Below are 15,003 nucleotides of genomic sequence, written 5' to 3'. Positions count from 1 at the left end.
CTAATGAAATTGGCAGCGCTGCCAACGTGCGACTGACGTACCTTCTGCCCTCCCAGACCTGACACCCGGAGGCGCAGACCTTTTCTCACAAGACTGGAGAACCTGCTCATGCCACCGCTTGCTGAAAACTCGGGCTCGGCCGTTCTCGCAGCCGTCATCGGTCTTGGCTCCATGGGGCTTGGAATGGCCCGGTCGATGAAGCGCGCAGGTCTCGACGTCGTTGGATATGACATCATGCCGGCGGCAGTAGACCGCTTCATCGCCGACGGCGGACGTGGGGCGGCGACCCCTGCCGCTGCGGCAAAGGACGCCGACATTGTCGTCTCCGTGGTCGTCAACGGCGCGCAGACCGAGGCCGTGATGTTCGGGCCTCAAGGCGTCGCGAGCACAATGAAGCCCGGCGCCGTCTTCATCTCGTCGGCCACCATGGATCCCGCCGTCGCGCGCGATCTGGCCGGGCGGGTGGAGGCTCTCGGCCTGCATTACCTCGACGCGCCGATTTCAGGCGGCGCGGCCAAGGCGGCGCGGGGCGAACTGACGATCATGGCCTCCGGCTCCAGACAGGCCTTCGACACCGCGCGTCCGGGTCTCGATGCCATGGCCGCCAAGGTCTACGAGCTTGGCGACGAGGCCGGAAAAGGTGCTGCCTTCAAGATGATCAACCAGCTTCTCGCCGGCGTCCACATCGCGGCCGCCTGCGAGGCGATAACCTTTGCCGCCAAGCAGGGCCTCGACCTCGACAAGGTCTATGAGGTGATCACCGCGTCGGCCGGCAATTCCTGGATGTTCGAAAACCGCGTGCCGCATGTGCTGGCCGGAGACTATACTCCGCTCAGCAGCATCGAGATTTTCGTCAAGGATCTCGGTATCGTCCAAGACATGGCCCGCTCCGAGCGTTACCCGGTACCGCTCGCGGCAGCAGCCTTGCAGATGTATCTTGCCGCCTCCGGGGCGGGCATGGGCCGTGACGACGATTCCTCGCTCGCGCGGCTCTACGCCAAGCTTTCGGGCGCTGAATTGCCCGGTTCCACCAAAGGGCTGCAGAGCCTGTAAAAGGAACGCTCGACATGCCGGTTTTCGCCGCCAACCTGACGATGATGTTCAACGAATGGGCGTTCCTCGACCGCTTCGACGCCGCAGCCGATGCAGGCTTTGCCGCCGTCGAATACCTCTTTCCCTATGAAGCCGCGCCCGAGGCGATCGCCGAACGGCTTGACCGCAACAATCTGCAGCAGGCCCTCTTCAATCTGCCGCCAGGCGACTGGGCATCCGGCGAGCGGGGCATCGCGGCCCTTCCCGGACGCTTCGATGCGCTGAAAGCCGATGTCGAGCGGGCATTGGACTATGCGGAGGCGACCGGGGTCAGACGGTTGCACCTGATGGCAGGCATCGCCGACCATCATGACGAAGGCGCCTCCTCCTGTTATCGGCGCTCCGTCACCTATGCTGCAGAGCGGCTTGCGGAAAAGGGCATCGACCTGCTGCTCGAGCCGATCAACGCGCGAAACATGCCGGGATATTTCCTCAACGACTTCGCCGCCGCCGAACGGCTGATTGCCGAATGCGGTCTGCCGAACCTGAAACTGCAGTTCGACATCTATCACCGTCAGATCATCCATGGCGACGTCACCATGGCATTGCGACGCCTGCTGCCGATCACCGGCCATATCCAGATCGCCAGTGTGCCGTCACGCAATGAGCCTGATGGGGAGGAACTGAACTATCCCTATCTGTTCGGCGAAATCGACCGCCTCGGTTATGACGGTTTCGTCGGCTGTGAATACGTCCCGCGCGGCCACACATTGGACGGCCTTGGCTGGTTCAAACCTTTTGCACGGAGCTAGACGATGGCTATTTTCCTTGGATCAATCGCTGACGACTATACGGGCGCCTCCGACCTCGCCAACACGCTGACCAAGAACGGTCTGCGCACGGTGCAGACCGTCGGCATTCCTGATCCGTCGCTGGCACTACCGGATGTCGACGCCGTGGTCGTTTCCCTGAAGATCCGCTCCGTCCCTGCCTCGGACGCCGTGACGGCGGCGGCGAGCGCCGAGCGATGGCTGCGCCAGCGGGGTGCCGGCCATGTGCTCTACAAGATCTGCTCGACCTTCGATTCCACCGATGCCGGCAATATCGGTCCGGTCACCGAAGCCTTGAGGGAGGCGGCGGGCGGCGGCGTCGTGCTGGTAACACCCGCCTTTCCGGAAACGGGACGCACCGTCTATCTTGGCCATCTCTTCGTCGGCGGACAGCCGCTGAACGAAAGCCCGCTCAAGGACCACCCCCTCAATCCGATGCATGACGCCAATCTCGTGCGGGTTCTCACCCGACAATCGCGCAACGCTGTCGGACTGGTCGATCTCACGACCATCGCGGCCGGACCCGGCGCCGTCAAGGCGAGGCTCGATGACCTGCGCATGGCAGGCGTCACCGCTGTTATCGCCGATGCGATTTTCGAACGCGATCTGGAAACGCTCGGCGAGATTGCGTTGGAAATGCCGGTGTCCACCGGTGCGTCCGGCCTCGGCCTCGGCCTTGCCCGCGCGCTCGTCCGCTCCGGTCGGATTTCCTCCGGCGGTGCAACGACGACGGACGCCATTCGCCCGGTGGGCGGGCTTTCCGCGATCGTTGCCGGCAGTTGCTCCAAGGCGACGCTCCGCCAGCTCGACATCGCCGAACGGTCGATGCCCGTCCTGCGGCTCGACCCGGAGCGGCTGCTTGCCGGTCCGGATGAAATCGCCGCGGCGATTTCCTGGGCCGGAGACCGCATCTCCGCCGGCCCCGTCGTCATCGCCGCGAGTGCTGCGCCTGCAACCGTGTCTCGGCTGCAATCGCTCCATGGACGAGAGGCATCCGGCCACGCGATCGAGACCGCGACATCGATCATCACAGCCGAACTGGTGGAGAGAGGCGTGCGGCGCCTTGTGGTCGCCGGCGGCGAAACCTCGGGCGCGGCCGTCGACCGGCTCGCCATTCCGGCTTTTCTGATCGGCCCGGAGATTGCGCCCGGCGTGCCGGTGCTGCGCACGATCGGCAATGCCCAGGGCGACATGCTTCTGGCGTTGAAATCAGGAAACTTCGGAGGCGAGGATTTCTTCACGGCAGCGCTGGCGATGATGCACTGACAGACCCGGGATCCGATGAATATCGGTCGGTTCTAGCATAAGATGCGGCGGCCGATGATAGCAAAGCCATAAGATACTGCTTGAACCACGGCCTTCAGACGATCTGCCCGCCGGCGCTCCGGCAGACTGGCGGGCACGACATGAAGGACGCCCCCATGCAAGCAAGTCAGATCGAAATCGTCCCGTTCGGCCCCGACCATCTGGAAGCCGCCGTCGCGCTCTCAAGACAGGCGGGCTGGCCGCATCGGACGGAAGACTGGCAGCTGGCGCTCGCCTTGAGCGACGGGATGGTTGCGGTCGAGGGTGGAAGGGTCGTCGGCACCGTACTCGTCACGCCTTACAAGGAAGATTGTGCGACGATCAATATGGTCATCGTCGACGAGACGATGCGCGGCGGGGGTCTCGGCCGGAAACTCATGGACGCCGCATTGCTGGCCGCGGGAGACCGGCCGCTGAGGCTGGTGGCGACGACGGCAGGTCTGCCGCTCTACCAGAAGCTTGGTTTCCACGAGACGGGAACCGTGGCGCAACATCAGGGCCTTGCCGGCGACATCGCCGCGCCGGCGCAAACGCAAGCCGCCACCGACGCCGACCTCCCGGCTATCGCGGCACTCGATCGCCGTGCCTTCGGCGCCGACCGCGAAGGGTTGCTCTCTTATTTCGCCAGGATCGGCGAATTCGCCGTCATTCGTCGCGATGGCCGCGTCTCCGGCTTCGCGTGCCTGCGTCCCTTCGGCCGCGGCGAAGTGATCGGACCCGTGGTGGCCGCCGACCTCGACGAGGCCAGGAAACTCATCGAACATTTCATCGCCAGGCGGCCCGGACGGTTCCTCAGGGTCGACACCACGGCCGAGACCGGGCTTTCGCCATGGCTCGCCGAACAGGGGCTCGCCCATGTCGGCGGTGGGATCACGATGAAAAAGCCGTTCGTCCACCACGCCGCCGACCCGGCCATCACCACCTTTGCCCTCGCCAGCCAGGCACTCGGCTGATCCGGAGATCTCCATGTACAGCAACTCCCTCATCGAACTCGATCGCGCCCACCTCATTCATCCGGTTGCCTCCTACCGCGGCCACGAAAAGCTTGGCGTGCGCGTGCTGGCCTCGGCCAAGGGCGCGACGGTCACCGACGCCTCCGGCAAGCAGTTGATCGACGGCTTCGCCGGCCTCTGGTGCGTCAATGCCGGTTACGGCCACGAGAGCATCGTCGAGGCGGCAGCCCGGCAGATGCGCGAGCTTCCCTATGCGACGGCCTATTTCGGCCTCGGCTCCGAGCCTGCGATCCGGCTGGCAGGCGAGCTCGCCGACCGTGCGCCGGGCGATCTCAACCATGTCTATTTCACGCTCGGCGGCTCCGATGCGGTGGACAGCACGATCCGCTTCATCCGCTACTACTGGCATGCCCGTGGGCAACCTCAGCGCGATCAGTTCATCTCCGTCGAACAGGGCTATCACGGCTCCTCGACGGTCGGCGCGGGTTTGACCGCGCTGCCTGCCTTCCATGCCGGTTTCGGTCTACCCTTCGATTGGCAGCATAAAATTCCGTCTCACTACGCCTATCGCAACCCGGCTGGCGACAATCCGCAGGCAATCATCGACGCCTCGCTTGCGGCGCTGAAAAGCAAGGTCGAGGCGATCGGGCCGGAACGCGTCGCCGCCTTCTATGTCGAGCCCATCCAGGGCTCGGGCGGCGTTCTGGTGCCGCCGAAAGGCTGGATAAAAGCCATGCGCGAATTCTGCCGCGCGCACGACATCCTTTTCGTGGCGGACGAGGTGATCACCGGCTTTGGCCGCACCGGCCCGCTTTTTGCCTGCAGCGAGGATGAGATCGTGCCCGATTTCATGACGACCGCCAAGGGCCTCACCTCCGGCTACGTCCCCATGGGCGCCGTCTTGATGGCCGATCACGTCTATGAAACGATTGCCGAGGGCGCGGGTGCCGCCGCCGTCGGCCATGGCTATACCTATTCGGCCCATCCCGTTAGCGCCGCGGTCGGCCTCGAAGTCCTGAAGCTTTATGAAAACGGCCTTCTCGAAAACGGCGTCAGGGCCGGCGCACGGCTGATGCGGGGCCTGGAATCGCTGAGGGATCATCCGCTCGTCGGCGATGTCCGCGGCCGCGGCATGCTGGCCGCCGTCGAACTCGTGGTCGACAAGGTGAACAAGACGCCGTTGCCGGCATCCGCCGAACCCTCCCGCCGCATCTTCGATCGCGCCTGGGAGAACGGCCTCGTCATCCGCGCCTTCGGCAATGGTGTGCTTGGCTATGCTCCGCCGCTCTGCTGCACCGAAACGGAGATCGACGCGATCGTCGAGCGCACCCGCATCACGTTGGATGAGACGCTGGAGGACCCGGATGTGCGTCGGGCGCTGCAGGCCTGAGAATATCGCGAAACGGTCAGATTCGGTATTTTGTGCCGCCTCATGCCGCCTATTCGGCGAATCCGGTGCGGTGCAGGTGACACACTGAAGTCAACGAAAGGCCTGGATCCCGGCAAATGCTGGCCTTCGATACAAGAGCGGGACAATGACCCCGCCAGCGGAACAGAATTTTCTTCTTCGAGAACCGCGCTCCCATCGGGGCCGAACACTGGGGAATTCACGTGAGCAAGAGCCTTCCGGAATTCAAATACATGACCTTCGATGTCGTCGGTACGCTCATCGACTTCGAAGGCGGCCTCAAGGCCTGCCTCGCCGAGATCGCGGCCGAGGCGGGGACTGAAATCGACGGCGAGCAGGCGCTTGGCCTCTACCGCGCAGCCCGCTACTCCAAGGATGCCGACCTTTTCCCCGACGACCTCGTGCGCGTCTACCTCGCGATCGCCCCGAAGCTCGGCCTGCCCGCCGTTCAAAAATATGGCGAACGGCTGCGGGATTCGGCCAAGGGCTGGAAGGGTTTTGCAGACAGCGCCGCAGCGCTGGCCAGTCTTGCTAGGGATTACCGCCTCGTTGCGATGACCAACGCCCGCCGCTGGGCATTCGATTTCTTCGAGAAGGAACTCGGCAATCCCTTTTATGCCGGCTTCACCGCGGATGATACCGGGACCGAGAAACCCGATCCCGCATTCTTCGAGAAGGTATTCGACTACGTCGCCTCGGAAGGACATTCGAAGGACGACATCCTGCATGTCGCCCAGAGCCAGTACCACGACATCGGGATTTCCAGGAAACTCGGGCTGACCAATTGCTGGATCGAGCGGCGACATGCTGAGAAGGGTTACGGCGGCACGATCGAACCGGCCGAGTTCACCAAACCCGATTACCATTTCACCTCCATGGCCGGCCTTGCCGATGCCGTGGCTGCCGCCCGCGCCTGACTTTGAAAGCAGATCGGGGCCGCCCGCAACGGGCTGCCCGCCACACAAGAAAAGGGGAATGAGATGAACGACAAGATCACCAATTGGACCAGATCCGACGACGCCATGGTCGAAAGCGCCATCCGTCGTGGCGCCACTCGTCGCGAGTTGCTGCATATGATGCTTGCGGGCGGCGTGGCCCTGTCTGCCGGCGGGCTCGTGCTTGGCCGCGCTGGCAAGGCGCTCGCCGCCACGCCCGTTTCCGGCGGCTCGCTCAAGGCGGCCGGCTGGTCGTCCTCGACGGCCGATACGCTCGACCCCGCCAAGGCGTCGCTCTCCACCGACTATGTCCGGTGCTGCTCCTTCTATAACCGCCTCACCTTCCTCGACAAATCAGGCACGCCGCAGATGGAGCTTGCCGAAGCGATCGAGTCCAAGGATGCGAAGACCTGGACGGTCAAGCTGAAGAACGGCGTTACTTTCCATGACGGCAAGCCGCTGACCGCCGATGACGTGGTTTTCTCGCTGAAGCGCCATCTCGACCCATCCGTCGGCTCGAAGGTCGCCAAGATCGCCGCCCAGATGACCGGCTTCAAGGCGGTCGACAAACAGACCGTCGAGATCACGCTCGCCAGCCCGAATGCCGACCTGCCGACCATTCTGTCGATGCATCATTTCATGATCGTCGCCGACGGCACGACCGATTTCACCAAAGCCAACGGCACCGGCGCCTTCGTCAAGGAAGTCTTCGAGCCGGGCGTTCGCTCGGTCGGCATCAAGAACAAGAATTACTGGAAATCCGGCCCGAACGTCGATTCCTTCGAATACTTCGCCATCAGCGACGACAATGCCCGCGTCAACGCGCTGCTTTCGGGCGATATCCACCTCGCGGCCTCGATCAATCCGCGCTCGATGCGCCTTGTCGAGACCCAGGGAGACGGCTTCACATTGTCGAAGACCACCTCCGGCAACTACACCAATCTCAACATGCGACTGGATATGGAGCCCGGCAACAAGCGGGATTTCGTCGAGGGCATGAAGTATCTCGTCAACCGCGAACAGATCGTCAAAGCGGCGCTGCGCGGTCTCGGCGAAGTTGGCAACGATCAACCCGTTTCGCCTGCGAACTTCTATCATGACGCAGAGCTGAAAGCGCGGGCCTTCGATCCCGACAAGGCGAAGTTCCACTTCGACAAGGCCGGCGTTCTCGGCCAATCCATCCCGATCATCGCCTCCGATGCGGCGGCTTCCTCGATCGACATGGCCATGATCATCCAGGCCGCCGGCGCCGAAATCGGCATGAAGCTCGACGTCCAGCGGGTACCTTCCGACGGTTACTGGGACAATTACTGGCTCAAGGCGCCGATCCACTTCGGCAATATCAACCCGCGTCCGACCCCTGATATCCTCTTCTCCCTGCTCTACACCTCGGACGCTCCGTGGAACGAAAGCCAGTACAAGTCGGAGAAGTTCGACAAGATGCTGATCGAGGCGCGCGGCTCTCTCGATCAAGACAAGCGCAAGACGATCTATAACGAGATGCAGGGCATGGTCGCTCAGGAAGCTGGTACTATCATTCCCGCCTATATCTCGAACGTCGATGCCACGACGGTCAAGCTCAAGGGTCTCGAAGCCAACCCGCTTGGCGGCCAGATGGGATATGCTTTCGCGGAATATGTCTGGCTTGAAGCCTGATACGGCAAAGGAGACTGGGGCTGCAGCCGCGCCCCAGTTCCTCCATCTTCATTGATGGAACCCAACTCGAACGCAGAGGGAAGACGCCCGTGAACCGCCAGGTCTTATCCCTTGTACTGAGCAGATTGTTCGTCGCCGTGATCACCCTGGTGATCGTCTCCTTCGCCGTCTTCTTCGCGACAACGCTGTTGCCGGGAGATACGGCGACGATCCTGCTCGGCCAAGCCGCCACGCCGGAAGCCGTCGAAGGCCTGCGCAAGGCCATGCATCTAGACGAACCGGCGCTCTTTCGTTTCCTGCGCTGGATCGTCGGATTGCTGCAGGGCGATCTCGGCACGTCCTATGCCAACGAAATGCCGGTCGCCGCTCTCATTGCGGGCCGCTTCGTCAATACGCTGAAACTTGCCGGCGTCACCGCGCTGTTCTCCGTGCCGATTGCGCTGACGCTCGGGATCACGGCGGCGATGATGAGAGGCACCCTTTACGACCGGATCGTCACCGTGATCACCATCGGCGTCATCTCCGTGCCGGAGTTCATGGTCGCGACCTCCGCCGCGCTCATCTTCGCCGTCTATCTGAAATGGCTGCCGGCGCTGTCTTTCGCCAATGAGGTCCACAGTCTGACCGATCTGTTGCGCGTCTATGCCATGCCGGTGATCACCCTCACCTTCGTCGTCTCGGCCCAGATGATCCGCATGACGCGCGCGGCTGTAATCGAGACGCTCAACACACCCTATGTCGAGATGGCATTGCTCAAGGGCGCTTCCCGCCCGCGCATCGTTTTTCGCCATGCACTGCCGAATGCGCTCGGCCCGATCGTCAATGCCGTTGCGCTTTCGCTGTCCTATTTGCTTGGAGGCGTCATCATCGTCGAGACCATTTTCAACTATCCCGGTATCGCCAAGCTGATGCTGGATGCCGTCGCCACCCGCGACCTGCCGCTGATCCAGAGCTGCGCGATGATTTTCTGCCTGGGTTATCTGCTCCTGATCACCATCGCCGATATCATCGCCATCCTTTCCAATCCGAGGCTCCGATGACCATGACCAGTTCCGAAACCACCTCCGGCCGGCTGTCCGGAACCCGGTTTGGCTATCGCTTCAACATCGTCGGCGCGATTGGCTTCACTGTGATCCTCTCATGGGCGCTCGTTGCGATCTTCGCGCCATGGGTCATCCCCTACCCCGTCGGCGAGATTATCGATCTCGACTATTTCGGCCCGATGAGTCGGGAACTCTGGCTCGGCTCCGATTATCTCGGCCGCGACATGCTCTCGCGGATTCTGATGGGCGCGCGCTATACAGTCGGCATCTCGCTCGCTGCGGTAACGATCGCCTGCTTCAGCGGCGTCGTGCTCGGCATGATCGCAGCGGTCGCCGGCGGCTGGCTGGACACGATCCTCAGCCGCTTCCTCGACGCCCTCAACTCCATCCCGAGCAAGTTGTTCGGCCTGGTGGTCGTCGCTGCCGTCGGCTCGTCGGTCCCGGTGCTGATCATGACGCTGTCGGTGATCTACATCCCAGGCGCTTATCGCTTCGCCCGGGCGCTCGCCGTCAACATCAATGCGATGGATTTCATCACGGTCGCGCGCATCCGCGGCGAAAGCACCCTCTATCTCATTCGCTCGGAAATCCTGCCCAACATCGTCGGGCCGGTGCTTGCCGATCTCGGCATCCGCTTCGTCTTCATCGTTCTGCTGCTCTCCGGGCTTTCCTTCCTCGGCCTTGGCGTCCAGCCGCCCTATGCCGATTGGGGTGCGCTCGTACGTGAGAACATCGGCGGCCTGCCATTCGGTGCGCCGGCGGTGATGTTTCCCTCGCTTGCCATCGCCAGCCTGACGATCAGCGTCAACCTGCTGATCGACAACCTGCCGCAGAAAATTCGCGACCGGAGCACGTCATGAGCAATTTCATCGAAATCCGTGACCTGAAGGTCGAAGCCACCACCGATTCCGGCCGGCGTGTCGAAATCATCAAAGGTGTCAGCCTCGATGTTGCCGAGGGCGAGATCGTCGCGCTGATCGGCGAGAGCGGCTCGGGCAAGACTACCATCGCCCTGACCCTGATGGGCCACACCCGTGCGGGCTGTCGTATCTCCGGCGGCAGCGTTTCGGTCGGCGGCAAGGACATGGTCACGCTGAGCGAGAAGCAGCGCGCCAAGGTGCGTGGCACCGAAGTCGCCTATGTCCCGCAATCGGCGGCTGCCGCCTTCAACCCGGCCACATCGATCATGGACCAGGTGATCGAAGTCACGCGTATTCACCACCTGATGTCGCCGGACCAGGCGCGCACCCGGGCCGTCGAGCTCTTCCGGGCGCTGTCCCTGCCGGAACCCGAGACGATCGGCAGCCGTTACCCGCACCAGGTTTCCGGCGGCCAGCTGCAACGTCTGGCGGCCGCCATGGCGCTGATCGGCGACCCGACCCTCGTCATCTTCGACGAGCCGACGACGGCGCTCGACGTCACGACCCAGATCGAAGTGCTGCGCGCTTTCAAATCGGTCATGAAAAAGGGCGGTATCGCTGGCGTTTATGTCTCGCACGACCTTGCCGTCGTCGCGCAGATCGCCGACCGCATCGTGGTGTTGAAAGGCGGAGAGACCCAGGAAACCGGCACCACCGACGAAATCCTCAACAACGCCAAGCACCCCTATACCAGGGAGCTGCTCGCAGCCTTCGAACCGAAACCGCGCGGCGCAACTGGCCTCGCCGAACCCGCGACGGCTCCCCTGCTGAGCATCGAAGATCTTGTCGCGGGCTATGGGCAGCGCCAGGCTGATGGCCTGCCGCTCGTTCGCGCGGTCGAGCATGTGAGCCTGAAGGTGGAAAAAGGCCGTAATCTCGGCATTATCGGCGAATCCGGTTGCGGCAAGTCGACGCTCGCCCGCACAATCGCCGGCATCCTGCCGGCGGCCGTCGGCAAGATCGTCTTCGACGGCACGGAACTGCATCGCAACGCGCGCGAGCGTTCGCGTGATGAGTTGCGCGAGATGCAGATCGTCTTCCAATACGCCGATACCGCACTCAACCCGGCAAAATCGGTAGAGGACATTCTCGACAGACCTTTGGTCTTTTACCACCGCATGGATCGAAAGGCGCGGAACGCCCGGATCGATCAACTGCTCGACATGGTACGCCTGCCCCGCAACCTGCGCCATCGCCGGCCGGGCGAACTCTCGGGCGGCCAGAAGCAACGTGTCAACTTCGCCCGGGCACTCGCCGCCGATCCGAAGCTGATCCTCTGCGACGAGATTACCTCAGCGCTCGACACGGTGGTCGCCGCCGCGGTCATCGACCTGCTCAAAGAATTGCAGCGCGAACTCGGCCTCTCCTACATCTTCATCAGCCATGACCTCTCGGTGGTGGAGGCGATCTGCGACGAGATCGTCGTGATGTATGGCGGCCGCAAGGTCGAGGAAATCACATCCCTGACGGTGAAGGCACCGCAACATCCCTATTCGCAACTGCTGTTCTCATCGGTGCCGACGCTCGATCCGGCCTGGCTCGACGGGCTCCAGCAGGATCCGGAACTGGTGCGGGCCTACTGCCGGCATTGAGCGCCGATTCTACTGCAAAATTTCTCAGGTCGGATTTGCTTCAAGAAATTAGGCAGCAAACTGCTCTGCCCTCCTCGAAACCAAGAGTTGGGCGCTGCCAGATCAAGCGTCCACCGGGTCAGGTCGTGCTGGAAAGCCTCGACTCCGCGGCAGGAGCCCAGCAAGTGGCAGCGAACATGGCTTTGGAAGGTAAGGCCGAAATTTTGTCGCAAGTCCTTCCAACCAGTAGAAGCTTATCCTTATGGGGAGAACAACCTGCGACAGCGAGAACCTGTATCCGCGCAGGACTGATGAGTGACGCAAAAACTGCGCACTTTTGCTGAAAGGCTCTAATGCGGAAATAAGGTGGTGAGCGGCATGTGGGCCTTGATAATCGGCGATTTCAGGACAACGAAGCTGAAATATTTGTCGATGCCGACGTCCAGGTCGGTCAGCCGCTCCATGATCGTCTGGTATTCGTCTATCCCGGCAGTGACGAATTTCAGCATATAATCGTAGCCGCCCGAAACCAGGTGGCATTCGATCACCTGGTCGACCTTCTCGATCGCCGCCAGGAAGCGGGCGAAGTCGATCTGCCGGTGGTTTTTCAGGGTGATCTCGGTGAACACGGTCAGCGTCTGCCCCAGTTTGCTGACGTTGATCTGAGCCGAATAACCTTCGATATATCCCTCCGACTGCAGCTTCTTCACCCGCATCAGGCAGGGGCTTGGCGAAAGATTGACCAGTTCGGCGAGTTCCACATTGGTGACGCGGCCGTTCTTCTGCAGTTCGTAGAGAATTTTTACGTCGATCCGGTCGAGTTTCATCTCACACGCCCTCATTTGCTCGAGATCGCCAATCACGCAGCAGATTATGCTGCTGCTTGCCGGCACCAACCTTAACACATGACGTTGGCCTGTCGATCGCGTTGCAGGACAGGCCGAAGCACAAACGACTGCTGGCATGCTCCCGACACGGAATCTTCTGCTGCCACCAACCGATCTCCGGCAAAGCCGTGGCGTCGGATCCGCTACACTACGCTTAAAACGGAGACTCTCCCATGCCCGCACCGCTCAATCGCGTCGACACCACGCCGGAACTGCCTTCCACCGCTGATGTCGTGGTCATCGGCGGCGGCATCGTCGGCGTTTTCACGGCCTATTATCTCGCCCGGCGCGGATTGAAGGTGGCCCTCGTCGAGAAGGGTCTGATCGGCGCCGAACAATCGAGCCGCAACTGGGGCTGGTGCCGCCAGCAGAACCGCGACGCCCGCGAACTGCCGATGTCGACGAAGAGCCTCGACCTTTGGGAGCGCTTCGCCACTGAGACCGGGGAGGATACCGGGTTCCGTCGTTGCGGTCTTTTCTATCTCAGCAACAGCGACGAGGAACTGTCCGGTTGGGCCCGCTGGCGCGATTTCGCCCGCTCGGTCGGCGTCACGACGCATATGCTGAACAGCGCCGAGGCAACCGAACGCGGGCATGCCACCGGCACTTCATGGAAAGGCGGGGTGTTTTCGCCGACCGACGGCACCGCCGATCCGGCGAGCGCTGCACCGGCCGTCGCGCGTGCGATCCTGAAACTCGGCGGCACGGTGCATCAGTCCTGCGCGGCCAGAGGCCTCGACGTCGAAGGCGGCCGGCTCTCGGGCGTCGTCACCGAGCATGGCACGATCCGGACAAAGATCGCCGTCCTCGCCGGTGGTGCCTGGGCCTCCTCCTTCTGTCGTCAGCTCGGCATTCGATTTCCGCAAGCCTCGATACGCTCCTCGATCCTCGCCGTATCTCCAGGCGCGAGCGGCCTGCCGGATGCGCTGCATACATCAGCCGTTTCGGTAACGCGGCGCCGCGATGGTGGTCACACGCTCGCGATCAGCGGCCGCGCCCGTGTCGATCCGACGCCACAGCAGTTCCGCTTCGCGCGGCAATTCCTGCCGATGTTCGCCCGGCGCTGGCGCAGTCTCGCACCAGGCGGGCTGGAGGGCTTTCGCTCCGGCCACGAATCTCTGGCCCGCTGGCGGCTCGACAGACCGACGCCAATGGAGCGCATGCGAATCCTCGACCCGACGGTCGACGAGGCCACCATCGCGCTTACGCGTGCGCGGGCGCTCGAGCTTCTCCCTGCCTTGAAGAAAACCGCCATCAGCGCGACTTGGGCCGGCTATGTCGACAGCACGCCCGACGGCGTACCAGGGATCGGCGAGATCGCCACCTTGCCCGGTTTCATCCTCGCTGCCGGCTTCAGCGGCCACGGCTTCGGCATCGGGCCTGGCGCCGGTCATCTGATTGCCGATATCGTCACCGGCGATGAGCCGATCGTTGATCCGAGACCCTACCACCCCGACCGCTTCGGTGGATCCGCCTGGGGCAAAGTGGCCGATTTTTAGGACACGGTCGGCCTTTGCGCGGCGTTCGACGACGCGGATCGGCACGACTTTGGTACCGGCCATAGGAGCCGATGCGTCGCGCTTCGATCGCCACGATCACGAAAAACCGGCGGTCAAGGGAAGGTGTGTCGCTTCGGTTCCTCACTGGCATTATTAGCAATCAAGGCGCGCAATGCTGCCGCCACAGGCGTGCCGAGGACAGCGAGATCGCGCACCGTGCTCATGTGATTGCCGTCTGCGACCTGCGATGCCCGCACGTCAAGCCCTTGGGCGGCAAGAATGCCCCTGAAGGCATTTGCCTGAATTTTGAACGGACCAGTTTCCTGTTCGCCGGTCATGATGGCGACACGCGTTGCAGGATCGTGCTCATGACGCATGGGCGTAAACCGTCGCACCTCCTCGTCGCTCAGGGCGATCTCGTCCCGCAGGAAAGACGTCTGCAGGGGTTCCAGATCGTATAGCCCGCCAAGCAGGAAAGCAGCGAAGACCCCCGAAGGCGCTGAGCGATGAAAGAGAAAGGTTGCAAGATGTGCACCGGCGGAGTGGCCGCTGACGGAAAACCGCTTTGACGTGGCGCCAAAACGATCGGCATGCGCCAGCAGAAAAGCCTTGGCCTTCAGGACCTGACCAACCAGGGCGTCCATTCTCGCCGTGGGCATCAACGAATAATCGACGATGGCTGCGACCGCGCCGGCGCCGGTGATCGTTTCAGCGACGCAGGAATAGTCCTCCTTGGAAAACATCCGCCAATAGCCGCCATGGATGAACATGTGGATCGGCATGTCCGAGCCGGCGCTGTTTGGCAGGAAGATATCGAGCGTCTCGCCAGGCCTATCCCCGTAGGCGATGTTGGCCTCCATGGCGACAGTGCGCCGCGTTGCAAGGCTGCGAGCTCGGATATCGTCAACGATCGCGTCGAAATCTGCGACATGGTCACGAATGCGGAACGGATCGGCGGCCACAG

13 protein-coding genes are annotated in these 15,003 nt (G+C 62.6%); 11 read left to right on the top strand and 2 right to left on the bottom strand.

Annotated features, from left to right (window positions below; translation table 11 throughout):
* Positions 1 to 108: 108 nt before the first annotated feature.
* The 10 genes from ltnD (at position 109) to AC244Q_RS27380 (ending at position 11,674) form a co-directional block, all read left to right on the top strand.
* Positions 109 to 1,053, top strand: a complete 945-nt coding sequence (gene ltnD, locus AC244Q_RS27425) for an L-threonate dehydrogenase (RefSeq protein ID WP_017996396.1) — start codon at positions 109 to 111, stop codon at positions 1,051 to 1,053.
* A 14-nt stretch (positions 1,054 to 1,067) separates the two neighbouring features.
* On the top strand, positions 1,068 to 1,844 hold the full coding sequence (otnI, locus tag AC244Q_RS27420; RefSeq protein ID WP_128406117.1) for a 2-oxo-tetronate isomerase: 777 nt from the start codon (positions 1,068 to 1,070) through the stop codon (positions 1,842 to 1,844).
* 3 nt (positions 1,845 to 1,847) lie between these two features.
* A complete protein-coding gene (otnK, locus tag AC244Q_RS27415) occupies positions 1,848 to 3,128 on the top strand; it encodes a 3-oxo-tetronate kinase (RefSeq protein ID WP_128406118.1) in 1,281 nt (426 codons plus the stop codon).
* A gap of 155 nt (positions 3,129 to 3,283) precedes the next feature.
* Positions 3,284 to 4,120: a GNAT family N-acetyltransferase gene (locus tag AC244Q_RS27410; RefSeq protein WP_128406119.1), complete on the top strand. Its 837-nt coding sequence runs from the start codon at positions 3,284 to 3,286 to the stop codon at positions 4,118 to 4,120.
* A 13-nt stretch (positions 4,121 to 4,133) separates the two neighbouring features.
* Positions 4,134 to 5,510, top strand: coding sequence for an aspartate aminotransferase family protein (locus AC244Q_RS27405; protein WP_128406120.1), 1,377 nt, complete (start codon positions 4,134 to 4,136; stop codon positions 5,508 to 5,510).
* Positions 5,511 to 5,731: 221 nt separating this feature from the next.
* Complete coding sequence (locus AC244Q_RS27400; RefSeq protein ID WP_128406121.1) at positions 5,732 to 6,445, top strand: HAD-IA family hydrolase; 714 nt, start codon at positions 5,732 to 5,734, stop codon at positions 6,443 to 6,445.
* A gap of 63 nt (positions 6,446 to 6,508) precedes the next feature.
* On the top strand, positions 6,509 to 8,119 hold the full coding sequence (locus AC244Q_RS27395; RefSeq protein WP_128406122.1) for an ABC transporter substrate-binding protein: 1,611 nt from the start codon (positions 6,509 to 6,511) through the stop codon (positions 8,117 to 8,119).
* 89 nt (positions 8,120 to 8,208) lie between these two features.
* Complete coding sequence (locus AC244Q_RS27390; protein ID WP_128406123.1) at positions 8,209 to 9,159, top strand: ABC transporter permease; 951 nt, start codon at positions 8,209 to 8,211, stop codon at positions 9,157 to 9,159.
* Positions 9,156 to 10,022, top strand: coding sequence for an ABC transporter permease (locus AC244Q_RS27385; RefSeq protein ID WP_003562928.1), 867 nt, complete (start codon positions 9,156 to 9,158; stop codon positions 10,020 to 10,022). Before AC244Q_RS27390 ends, AC244Q_RS27385 begins: the two co-directional genes overlap by 4 nt.
* Positions 10,019 to 11,674: an ABC transporter ATP-binding protein gene (locus tag AC244Q_RS27380; protein ID WP_128406124.1), complete on the top strand. Its 1,656-nt coding sequence runs from the start codon at positions 10,019 to 10,021 to the stop codon at positions 11,672 to 11,674. Before AC244Q_RS27385 ends, AC244Q_RS27380 begins: the two co-directional genes overlap by 4 nt.
* 329 nt (positions 11,675 to 12,003) lie before the next feature.
* On the opposite strand, the gene AC244Q_RS27375 is transcribed toward AC244Q_RS27380, so the two are convergent.
* Positions 12,004 to 12,480 carry an Lrp/AsnC family transcriptional regulator gene (locus tag AC244Q_RS27375; RefSeq protein ID WP_003562931.1) on the bottom strand — a complete coding sequence of 159 codons (477 nt, stop codon included), beginning with the start codon at positions 12,478 to 12,480 and terminating at the stop codon, positions 12,004 to 12,006.
* A 233-nt stretch (positions 12,481 to 12,713) separates the two neighbouring features.
* Here AC244Q_RS27375 and AC244Q_RS27370 point away from each other — a divergent pair, with 233 nt between their 5' ends.
* Positions 12,714 to 14,039 (top strand): NAD(P)/FAD-dependent oxidoreductase, encoded by a 1,326-nt coding sequence (locus AC244Q_RS27370; protein ID WP_128406125.1) that lies wholly within the window; start codon positions 12,714 to 12,716, stop codon positions 14,037 to 14,039.
* Between the two features lie 113 nt (positions 14,040 to 14,152).
* Here AC244Q_RS27370 and AC244Q_RS27365 read toward each other — a convergent pair whose 3' ends face one another.
* Entirely contained in the window at positions 14,153 to 15,001 is an 849-nt protein-coding gene (locus tag AC244Q_RS27365; protein ID WP_128406126.1) for an alpha/beta hydrolase, read from the bottom strand.
* Positions 15,002 to 15,003: the final 2 nt, after the last annotated feature.

This window comes from Rhizobium sp. CB2179 (assembly GCF_057653455.1).
The sequence above is the reverse complement of the archived record's forward strand: the minus strand, read 5'-3'. Positions and strand labels throughout refer to the sequence as shown.

What these genes read in the sequence shown, in the direction of transcription:
- AC244Q_RS27375 (WP_003562931.1), bottom strand. Translation starts at nt 12,480, where the DNA reads ATGAAACTCGACCGGATCGACGTAAAAATTCTCTACGAACTGCAGAAG.
- AC244Q_RS27405 (WP_128406120.1), top strand. Translation starts at nt 4,134, where the DNA reads ATGTACAGCAACTCCCTCATCGAACTCGATCGCGCCCACCTCATTCAT.
- AC244Q_RS27380 (WP_128406124.1), top strand. Translation starts at nt 10,019, where the DNA reads ATGAGCAATTTCATCGAAATCCGTGACCTGAAGGTCGAAGCCACCACC.
- otnI (WP_128406117.1), top strand. Translation starts at nt 1,068, where the DNA reads ATGCCGGTTTTCGCCGCCAACCTGACGATGATGTTCAACGAATGGGCG.
- AC244Q_RS27370 (WP_128406125.1), top strand. Translation starts at nt 12,714, where the DNA reads ATGCCCGCACCGCTCAATCGCGTCGACACCACGCCGGAACTGCCTTCC.
- AC244Q_RS27410 (WP_128406119.1), top strand. Translation starts at nt 3,284, where the DNA reads ATGCAAGCAAGTCAGATCGAAATCGTCCCGTTCGGCCCCGACCATCTG.
- ltnD (WP_017996396.1), top strand. Translation starts at nt 109, where the DNA reads ATGCCACCGCTTGCTGAAAACTCGGGCTCGGCCGTTCTCGCAGCCGTC.
- AC244Q_RS27395 (WP_128406122.1), top strand. Translation starts at nt 6,509, where the DNA reads ATGAACGACAAGATCACCAATTGGACCAGATCCGACGACGCCATGGTC.
- otnK (WP_128406118.1), top strand. Translation starts at nt 1,848, where the DNA reads ATGGCTATTTTCCTTGGATCAATCGCTGACGACTATACGGGCGCCTCC.
- AC244Q_RS27385 (WP_003562928.1), top strand. Translation starts at nt 9,156, where the DNA reads ATGACCATGACCAGTTCCGAAACCACCTCCGGCCGGCTGTCCGGAACC.